Annotated in this window: 8 protein-coding genes and 2 pseudogenes; 3 read left to right on the top strand and 7 right to left on the bottom strand. The window is 66.0% G+C overall.

Going from position 1 to position 8465, the window contains the following annotated elements:
• Positions 1 to 196: 196 nt before the first annotated feature.
• Positions 197 to 649, top strand: a pseudogene (locus tag QMK34_RS45960) (transposase); the annotation flags it as partial.
• Between the two features lie 32 nt (positions 650 to 681).
• Here the strand turns inward: QMK34_RS45960 and QMK34_RS45955 are convergent.
• Complete coding sequence (locus tag QMK34_RS45955; RefSeq protein ID WP_326421239.1) at positions 682 to 1398, bottom strand: IS630 family transposase; 717 nt, start codon at positions 1396 to 1398, stop codon at positions 682 to 684.
• A 49-nt stretch (positions 1399 to 1447) separates the two neighbouring features.
• Here QMK34_RS45955 and QMK34_RS45950 point away from each other — a divergent pair.
• Positions 1448 to 1696, top strand: a pseudogene (locus tag QMK34_RS45950) (IS982 family transposase); the annotation flags it as partial.
• A 139-nt stretch (positions 1697 to 1835) separates the two neighbouring features.
• Here QMK34_RS45950 and QMK34_RS45945 read toward each other — a convergent pair.
• The 6 genes from QMK34_RS45945 to QMK34_RS45915 all read right to left on the bottom strand — a co-directional run bounded on the left by QMK34_RS45945 (position 1836) and on the right by QMK34_RS45915 (position 6697).
• Complete coding sequence (locus QMK34_RS45945) at positions 1836 to 2867, bottom strand: cobalamin B12-binding domain-containing protein (protein WP_326421235.1); 1032 nt, start codon at positions 2865 to 2867, stop codon at positions 1836 to 1838.
• 2 nt (positions 2868 to 2869) lie between these two features.
• Positions 2870 to 4114 (bottom strand): PP2C family protein-serine/threonine phosphatase, encoded by a 1245-nt coding sequence (locus QMK34_RS45940; RefSeq protein ID WP_326421233.1) that lies wholly within the window; start codon positions 4112 to 4114, stop codon positions 2870 to 2872.
• A 35-nt stretch (positions 4115 to 4149) separates the two neighbouring features.
• Complete coding sequence (locus QMK34_RS45935) at positions 4150 to 4512, bottom strand: STAS domain-containing protein (protein ID WP_326421231.1); 363 nt, start codon at positions 4510 to 4512, stop codon at positions 4150 to 4152.
• Between the two features lie 450 nt (positions 4513 to 4962).
• Positions 4963 to 5544: a transposase gene (locus QMK34_RS48185; protein WP_442785366.1), complete on the bottom strand. Its 582-nt coding sequence runs from the start codon at positions 5542 to 5544 to the stop codon at positions 4963 to 4965.
• Positions 5483 to 5635 (bottom strand): hypothetical protein, encoded by a 153-nt coding sequence (locus tag QMK34_RS45920; RefSeq protein ID WP_326421229.1) that lies wholly within the window; start codon positions 5633 to 5635, stop codon positions 5483 to 5485. The genes QMK34_RS48185 and QMK34_RS45920 overlap by 62 nt, the downstream gene beginning before the upstream one ends.
• A 435-nt stretch (positions 5636 to 6070) precedes the next feature.
• Complete coding sequence (locus tag QMK34_RS45915; RefSeq protein WP_326421228.1) at positions 6071 to 6697, bottom strand: sigma-70 family RNA polymerase sigma factor; 627 nt, start codon at positions 6695 to 6697, stop codon at positions 6071 to 6073.
• A gap of 1297 nt (positions 6698 to 7994) precedes the next feature.
• Between QMK34_RS45915 and QMK34_RS45910 the strand changes: the two genes are divergently transcribed.
• Positions 7995 to 8465 (top strand): ferritin-like domain-containing protein (locus tag QMK34_RS45910; RefSeq protein WP_326421227.1); only part of this gene is annotated, 471 nt, incomplete at its 3' end.

Raw genomic sequence — 8465 nt, 5'->3', positions numbered from 1 at the left:
GCGCTGGACAGAACCGCAGCGCGGACCAGCGCACCAGGCCGCTACACGCCACCTGACGAGCTCCTCGCGTTCCTCGAAAGTCTTTGATTATGCCGACATCTCCAGCACGATCCCCACCACAGGCAACGATTTCCGACGAAACCTCGGCATAACCGCGATGTCGGGGTAATGAACGTTATGCCGATATCGGCATAACATCCACGTCATCCGCAATGCGATGCGTTTTGTGTCCTATGGCGACCGCAAGAAAATTGTCAAGGCAATGAAAGAATTCTACACGGCCCCCACGCTTGAGGCGGCGGAGCTCGGTTTCGCCGAGTTCGATAAGCAATTCAGTACACAATACCCAGGCGCTGTCGATGTCTGGCGCAACGCGTGGCCTGAGTTTATCCCATTCCTCGATTATCCGCCCGAGCTGCGTAAGATCGTGTATACCACGAATGCGATCGAGTCGATCAACTTCCAGCTCCGGAAGATCACCAAGAATCGCGGACATTTTCCCGATAAAGACGCCGCGATGAAACTTCTCTATCTCGGACTACGCAACATTTCCAGTCAGCGAGGAGGCGACTCCGGAACCGGAACGCACGGGTGGAAAGTGGCACTCAACACACTTGCCAACCTCTTCCCTGGACGCCTTCCTTTCTGATAACCTACAAATGTAAGTAAATCACCTCTGGCTTACACAAAAATCGTGACAGGCTCGGCGTTGAACCCGCCCTCGAACACGGTGAAGTACAACTCGCCCTTGTTCGACAACGCACACATCGCGTTAACCCGGAACCGGGTGCCGGTTTTCGGTACCACCGGCGTCTTCCCGACCGGCGCCCACGTCGCCGACACCGTCGCATCCGACCGCAGCCCGGTCTGATCCAGCCACAACACAATCGCCTTCTCCCGCTTGGCGCGCGCAGCGATCGCCGGGTAGCGCTGATCTAGCCACTCGGCGATCTTGTCCGGGTTTTTCTCATACGCCACCCGGATCGGCTTCTGCGGGGACAGACCCCACGACCGCAGGTATTTCCCGATCGTTACCCGCGACAGACTGATCCCGAACCAGCGTTTCACCAGCTCACCGACCTGACCCCGGGTCCACACCAGCCCCGGCAACGCCAACTGGTCTGGAAACTTACCCAGCACCGCCCGCCGCAGCCGTGCCTGAGCCCGCGCATCCAGCGCCTTCTGCTCGTCGGGACGCCGGCCACGTTTCCGGGCCTCCAAGCCCCGATTACCGTGGCGATGAAACGTAGTCACCCACCGCGAGACCGACCGAAGCCCCACCCCGAACGTCTCCGCGACCACCGCCTGGGTCTGCCCAGCCTCAACCGCAGCCACCACCCGACGCCGCAGATCCTCCTGCGACACCGGGGAAAGCTGCCGAGCCTTGATCACCGTCACCTTCACACCATAGACAACGACCACGCCACAATTGAGTTACGCATCAAATAAGCTGCTTCGTCCGGACCGCAAGGACGAGACCTACCACCACAGCAATCTCGGCGGCGTCCGCCAGCGGATCGAGTTGGTCAACCAGACACTCACAAGCCAACTCGGCCTCGAAACACACGGCGGACGCACCCCCGCAGGCGTGGTCACCCGCGTCGCGCAACGCCTGCTGGCCATGACCACAGCCATCTGGCACAACTGGCAGACCGGCGTGACCAGCAAAAGATCAGTGATCGCCTTCGATCACTGACACCAACTTCACGGAATCAATCATCTAGGACGGCGACCCGGGCAGCGAACCCTTTGGCTCTTCGAATCACCAACCTAACGATCTGCTGGGTTCCCCGTAGTTGTGGTGATCAACACGAAACGAGATCACGGTCGAGTAGCTAGAGAATTGTGCTCCGCGCCCAATGTCGGTCCACGAGGTCGTGGGCGAGCGGGTACGCACCGAGCACACGGGCGAGTACCTCGCCGAGTTCGACGACCGCCCGGGTGTCCGCACCGCGCGCGGTCAGTACCTGCTCCACCCACTCCGCGGTGTAGGCCACCGCCCTCGGATCGTTCGTGATCAGCGCCGCCGAGACGGCGTTCAGCGACTGCTTGACCACGTCGCCCGCTACAGCCCGCAAGCTGTCGAGCGTGGCCGGACCGGTAGCGGTATCGCCCGCGGTGACCGACCACAGTGCGTCGACGGCTGCGACCAGCCGACGACGGTTCCGGTCGAGGTCGGCTTGTTCGGCCGCGGGCGCCACAGGCAGGGGCAGCGCCGGTGGAATCACCGCGGGCAGGTCGTTCAGGGCGACGACAGCCTGCCGTACGTCGGGGGCCCACGCCGTGGCGCCGAGCGCCAGCGCACGCAGCGGGTCGTAGCTGAAGGCCGGTCCGCCGACGATCACCGGGATCCCGGCCGCGGCGCTCGCCTCGATGAACCGTCTCGTCGCCGGCAGCGCACCGAGCACCGAGCAGCTCACCGCGACGGCGTCGGGGCCGACGTCGTGCAGGTGCTGGGTGAGCCGGGACCGGGCCGCGGACGCGCCGAGCAGCGTGACGTCCCAGCCGCCGGACCGCATCGCGTAGCCGATGATCGTCGCGGGCAACGCGTGCCACTCGCGTTCCGCACACGTCACGAGGACATGGCCGCGGGTCACCGGAACCCGCCGCGCGTACCGGCCCACGGCCTCGGTCGCCGCGATGGCGACAGCAGTGGCGGCGTGTTCCTGCGCCACCGTCCACTCGCCGCGTTGCCAGCGTTGCCCGACCTTGGCCTGCGCCGCCACGATGACATCGGATAACACCGTGACCGGCGCGACGCCGTCATCGAGCAGCTTCTCGACCTGCGACACGGCGCTTTCGGTGTCCACGGTCGAGAGGGAGAGGTCGAACCGGCCGATGTCGTCGAGCGGGCTTTCCGGTGCCACCACTATCTTCCGCACGCCAGGGCGAGCAAGGCGATATCGTCGTGGGTGCGGCCATCGAGGTATTCGACGACGTCTTGTTCCACGGCTTCGCACACGATTTCCGGCCCGGCTCCGGCGTAGGCGGACAGCAGCCTTAGGAGCCGGTCCATGCCGTAGTAGCCGTCCTCGCCCCGTGCTTCGTCGACACCGTCGGTGAACATCAGCAGGGTGTCCCCGCGCTGGATGCGGACGGAGACCTCTTTGTAGCGCACGCCGGGCAGGATGCCGGTCGCCATGCCGGTGATTTCGACCTGTTCGACCTCGCCGCCCGCCCGGACGATCAGCGGCGATGGATGGCCGGCGACAGCCAGATCCACCGTCGCGTGCTCCCCGCCCGGCTCCGGCCGCAGCCGGGCACACACCACCGTGACGAAGCGTTCGGAGTCGGCGTCGTAGAGCACGCTGTTGAGCGCCTCGAGCACCTTCGCGGGACTGCGATCGAAGTAGGCCGCCGTGCGGATGCTCTGGCGGGTCCGCCCGGTGAGCACCGCGGCTTCGACCCCTTTGCCACAGACGTCGCCGAGTGTCAGCAGCCAGTCGTCGCCGGAGCCGTGCACGTCGTAGAAGTCGCCACCGATCTCCATGTGCTCGGCTGCCGCGCGGAAGCGGGCGGACACCCTCGCGTCGGGGATGGAGGGCAGCGTCGGCGGACGCAATCCGGCCTGCAGCACGGACGCGACGTGGCTGCGTTCTTCGTAGATCCGGGCGGAGTCCAGTGCCATCGCCGCCCGGCCGGCGATCTGCTCGGCGAGCGCCACGTCCTCGGCTTCGAATCGGCGTCCAGGACCCCGAAGCACCACGAGAGCGCCGATCGTGGCACCGCGCGCGACGAGAGCGAGAGCCAGGACGTCTGCGGGGAACAGCCCGGCTGCCGCCGCCCGCAGCGCGGGATGGGGGACGGTCTGATCAAGTTCCGCGTCGGTGGCGCTTCGGAACAACGCGGTCACTCCTGTGCGCAGCACTCGGCCGAGACCGCTGTCCTGGTCCGGATCCAGGGTGGCGGTGGAGGTGACACGTGCGTCGGTGCCGCCGTGGAGCACGACACCGCCGGGCCGCCCGTCGGGAAGGGCTAGCATCACCCACTCGGCGAACCGTGGCTGGAGAAGGCCGAAAATCCGCAACCGTGTCCGCCGGAGATTGAGCGAACCGGAGAGCTCGGCGGTGAGTTCGCCCGCCAGGTCCGCGCGCAGCCGCGCACGGCCGAGCATCTCTTCGGTGGTCGGTGGCCCGGCGGGCGCGCTGATCAGGAGGTCACGGCCAAGGCGTCCTCGATCGTGTCGGCGAGGTTGAGCACCAGGTCGAGCTGCAGAAGCGTCAACGGCCGGAGCACGACACGATTGGTCCCGGTCACCACTACCAGCCGGGTGCCCCGCTCCGCGGACAGCCGGTGGTGTTTGACGAACTGAGAAAGGCCCGAGGAACCCACGAATCCGACGGTGCTCACGTCGAGCAATACTGTCGCGCAGTCCGACGCGGCGCTCAGCGCTTCGTCGAGGATCGGCGCGGTGAGCATGTCCAGATCACCGCGCAAGCGCAGAATCGCGGTGGAACCCCGGTTTTCCCGCGCGATCGCGAACACCGCCGGATCGGTCGATTCGGCGGTCATGAGCGAGCGGTGGCGTTGGACGGGCATCGGCCCGAAGCCGGGGAAAGCAACAGCGAACCCATGGATTCCTCTCGACGCCGGCGTCGAGGAGTGCGCCCCCGGGCGTGCGGCCGAACCGGTCGTCGCGCGAACACGCGCCGATTTTGTGGCAGCTGCTGATTCAACTGATTTAACGAACACTACGGCCTACCCGGGGAAATCTCCAGGTCGGACCCGCCACGTTCGGTCTGCCGGTTGCGTCACAGCCAGGGACTGTCCAGAGGTGGATTTGCGGGGCCGACGTCGAGTTCGGACTACCGACCGAGACTTCCTCTGGCCGAGGTGTCGAGGCGAGTGCGGTCGTCGGCGAGTTCGGTGGTGATGTCGGCGACGGTGGCGTGGGGGTGCGCGGCGATACGGCTGGCGGCGATCCGCAGCGCCAGCCCGCTACAACCGTGGTGCCGCTTACGCCTAGTAGTGTCTCCCGATTTGTTGGTCCTTGCGCGGGCGTGTATGACGGTGCAGGCCAGTAGAACGCCTCCGAGGTAGGTCAATGCGTACTTGTCGTAGCGGGCAGCGATGCCGCGCCGTTGCTTGAGCCGGTTGAACCTCCTTTCGACGGTGTTGCGCAGGCCGTAGAGCGCGGCGTCGAACGCGGGTGGCCGGCCTCCGGCTGAGCCTGTGGCTTTCCGCCGGGCGATCTGGTCTGTGCGCTCCGGGGATGGTGTGCTTGATCTTTGTGGCACGCAAGGCGGTTCGCGAGCTCGGATGCGAGTACGCCTTGCCGCCGAGCAGCCGGAAGTCGCGGCCGGGCTCGCCCACAGCCCGGCAGCTCTCGGCATAGTCCTCGAGCAACGGCACCAACTGGGGGTTGTCACCGGCTTGCCCAGCGGTCAACCGGATCGCGACCGGGGCCTCCCGCTGGTCGGTCAGGGCGTGGATCTTCGTCGTCAGCCCACCCCGTGAACGGCCGATCGCGTGGTCGGACGGTTCATCGGCAGCTTTCTTGTAACTCGATTGAGCCCCCTGTGGCGAGCGTGTCGGACCGCGCACCCACGGAATGCTGATGCGCCTGCGCGCTCGTCGAATCCACCGACAACAGCTTCTCGACGTTCTCGGCCATCTCGGCGTCGAACCCGAACACAGCAGCGACCTGTCCGCCTGCGGCGTGGGCTTCAGGCTCGGTATCACCGTGCTCGAATGGAACGCCCCCCGCGGCGCTTCTTCCCTCAGACCGTGGCGATGGTCGTATTCACTGCGAGGTCGGCCGTGTGCTCATGGTGGCACGCGGAACGATCAAGTCCAATGCGTGTGGCGGTCCGATCCGACTGTGGGCTGCGTGCGGGCCGCCTGGGCGAAGCGGGAAACCTGGCGGGCACCACGGTCACCGCCACCCGCAATAGCACGCCGCCGACGCCCTCCGTGGCGGCGCAGACCCTCCGGGCCCACTGCCAGGTCGGTTGTCGTTGTGGCTGTGCGCGAGTGCCGTGCACGGCCGGGGCGAGCAGGCCGGTGGCCCAGTGATCGGCCCAGCCGGACGGCGCTGCTGTACCCGGATGCTGCGGCGCTGTCGACGGCCTCATCGGTCGGTGAGCTGGTCGCGCAGGGCTCGCAGCGCGGCGGTGATGCGAGTGGTCACGGTGCCGCGAGGGATGCCGAGTTCGACGGCGATTCTGCTACGTGTGTGCCCGGCAAGGTAGGCCAGCAGCAACGGGTCGCGCTGCTGCTCGGGCAATCCGGCGAGCGCGTGGCGCAACTGCCCAGTGGTCTGTGTCCGCTCGATGTCGTCCTCGGGGGAGCGTCGCTGCTCAGGCAGGACCTGCTCGCACAGCTGGGCGTACGCCTGTTCGCGATCACGGGCGGCCTGCACGGAACGGACCCGGTCAATGGCACGGCGGCGCGCGATGGTCATCAGCCACGCCAGCACCTGGCCCCGTTCGGGGACGTAGCGAGCGGCGGCGGTGGTCCACACTTCGGCGAGAACGTCGTTGGTCGTGTCCTCGGCCAAGTGGTGATCTCCCAGCACGGCCTTCGCCATGCCGTAGACCGGACGGTGGACCTGGGCGTAGAGGCGGGTGAAGGCCTGCTCGTCGTGGCGGGCGACCGCCGCCAGCACTCGGCGCAGCTCGGCTTCACCCGATGATGCCGCCGAGGGGCTCGACCGGAGCCGGACGAGCACCGGATGAGGAATGGCAGGGGTCGTCATGGCTGGCTCCTGGATGGAGTGAGGCCGCTGGGGTCTGGAGCGGCAGATGATGCCCACGGTATTACTCAGAATGATCTTAGCAACTCGACGTGCTTCGCAGAACGCTCATCTCGGGGGGCGGGTCCCGAGCGTCGTGCACGTTGTGGTCATGGACGGTCTCACGACCGGCGTGTCACGTCTCATCGCCGACACACGTCATGCAAGGGGACCTCCAGCTCCCGGATGAATCTGTACGGTCGATACAGGCCATTCGGTGACCCCACCCGTATTGGATTGCCCGCCGCGACGATTCGGGCCAGAAATCGCTCGCTCAGCGCCGATGAATCAAGTGCCGACCAGCACCGGACGGCGGACGGCTGTCCCTGGCCGGATAACCCTCTGTGAGAAATACGAACGTTGTCCAGAGCGACTCGAGCCTGTGCACTGCCACGAGCTCACGCGCATAGCCAGCCCCAACGGCCTGGGTCTGCCGTTTCAGACGTCGTGCGAGTAGTCAGCCGTGTTCACTCAGTGTTAGCTGATTGGCCCTGACCCCGCCGGACCGGCTATCGAAGGCCACCAGGTCACAGTCTTGATGGTGACCAAGTCGCTGTGCGGCATGCTCAGTGCGCCCTCACCTGTCCACCGTGGTTGGTCATCCGGGCGTTCTTCCCCTGCCCGGATGACGGGCCCCGGTTCTGAGTGTCCGCCAGGATCGCGGGGAGTTGACGTACGTTTCTCTGGTGCGGCTTCCCCAGATCTCCAGCACAAACCACGAGCGATCAGCGCGTCCGGCCAGGGGAGGTTCCACCGCCGCAGACACCACACCCTGAGTGCCCCGGAACAGCGGTGAATAGCCAGTGACGTTCATCCTGAGCTGAGCCATGAGGATGAGCCCTTTGCAACGGCGGCAGCCGTAGGCCATCAGGGTGGCAGTCGACGTGGCCGAGCGTCGGTTCTGGGCCGACATGGAGGATCATCGCCGCAGGTCACAGCGTCAGATGTCGCGATGTCACCGGTTTGCAAGGTCGGGGTGTTCACGTGGTCGGCCAGGCCAAGGAGGCGTCGTCACCGAACAAGGGTTGTCGGCAGAGACCGTTCCGGGATCTGGCGGTGGTCGGCGGGGACCTGCGCCCAACATCGGGCGATGTTCCTCGTGGCGGCTGCCGGTTTCGCTGATTTTCGTCGCTTCACCGTGGCTGGATCTCACGGACAACCTACCTCGCGCTGAAAGCCGGGGAGCGCGCCGAGCGTACACAGAGAGAGCGTGGTGTCGATGCGATCGAACGGGAAGAACAGGGTTTTCGGTGGTGAGCCGGTGCTCGGTATCGCCAAGGAGAGCGATCGCAGGGCGTTCCTGCGGATGGCGGGTCTCGTCGGCGTCGGGGCGACCCTGGTCGCCAGCGGGGTGGGGTCGGGGATCGCCTCGGCAGCTGCGGTGCCGGCGGCTGGTGACGCGGGAGATCTCGAGATCCTCAACTATGCGTTGACCCTCGAGTACCTGGAGTCGGACTTCTACGCGACAGGGTTGAAGAAGGGGTTTGTCAGCGGCCGCGAGATGGAGCTGATCACCGAGATCGCTGACCACGAGAGCGCACATGTCACGGCTGTGACGGCGTTGATCAAACAACTCGGTGGTACGCCGGTCTCGAAGCCGACGATCAAGTACCCGGATGCGACGTTTAGCGACAAGATGGGTTTCCTGAAAGCGGCCTCGACGTTCGAAGAGGTCGGGGTGACGGCCTATCACGGTCAGGTCGGGCTGATCAAGAGCGGCGACGTGCTGGGT

The organism is Amycolatopsis sp. H20-H5 (genome assembly GCF_035828755.1).
Taxonomy (GTDB): Bacteria; Actinomycetota; Actinomycetes; order Mycobacteriales; family Pseudonocardiaceae; genus Amycolatopsis.
The sequence above is the reverse complement of the archived record's forward strand: the minus strand, read 5'-3'. Positions and strand labels throughout refer to the sequence as shown.

Excerpts from the sequence above, each read along its gene's own strand:
- QMK34_RS45940 (WP_326421233.1), bottom strand. The coding sequence starts at position 4,114 with ATGCTCGGCCGTGCGCGGCTGCGCGCGGACCTGGCGGGCGAACTCACC.
- QMK34_RS45915 (WP_326421228.1), bottom strand. The coding sequence starts at position 6,697 with ATGACGACCCCTGCCATTCCTCATCCGGTGCTCGTCCGGCTCCGGTCG.
- QMK34_RS45935 (WP_326421231.1), bottom strand. The coding sequence starts at position 4,512 with ATGACCGCCGAATCGACCGATCCGGCGGTGTTCGCGATCGCGCGGGAA.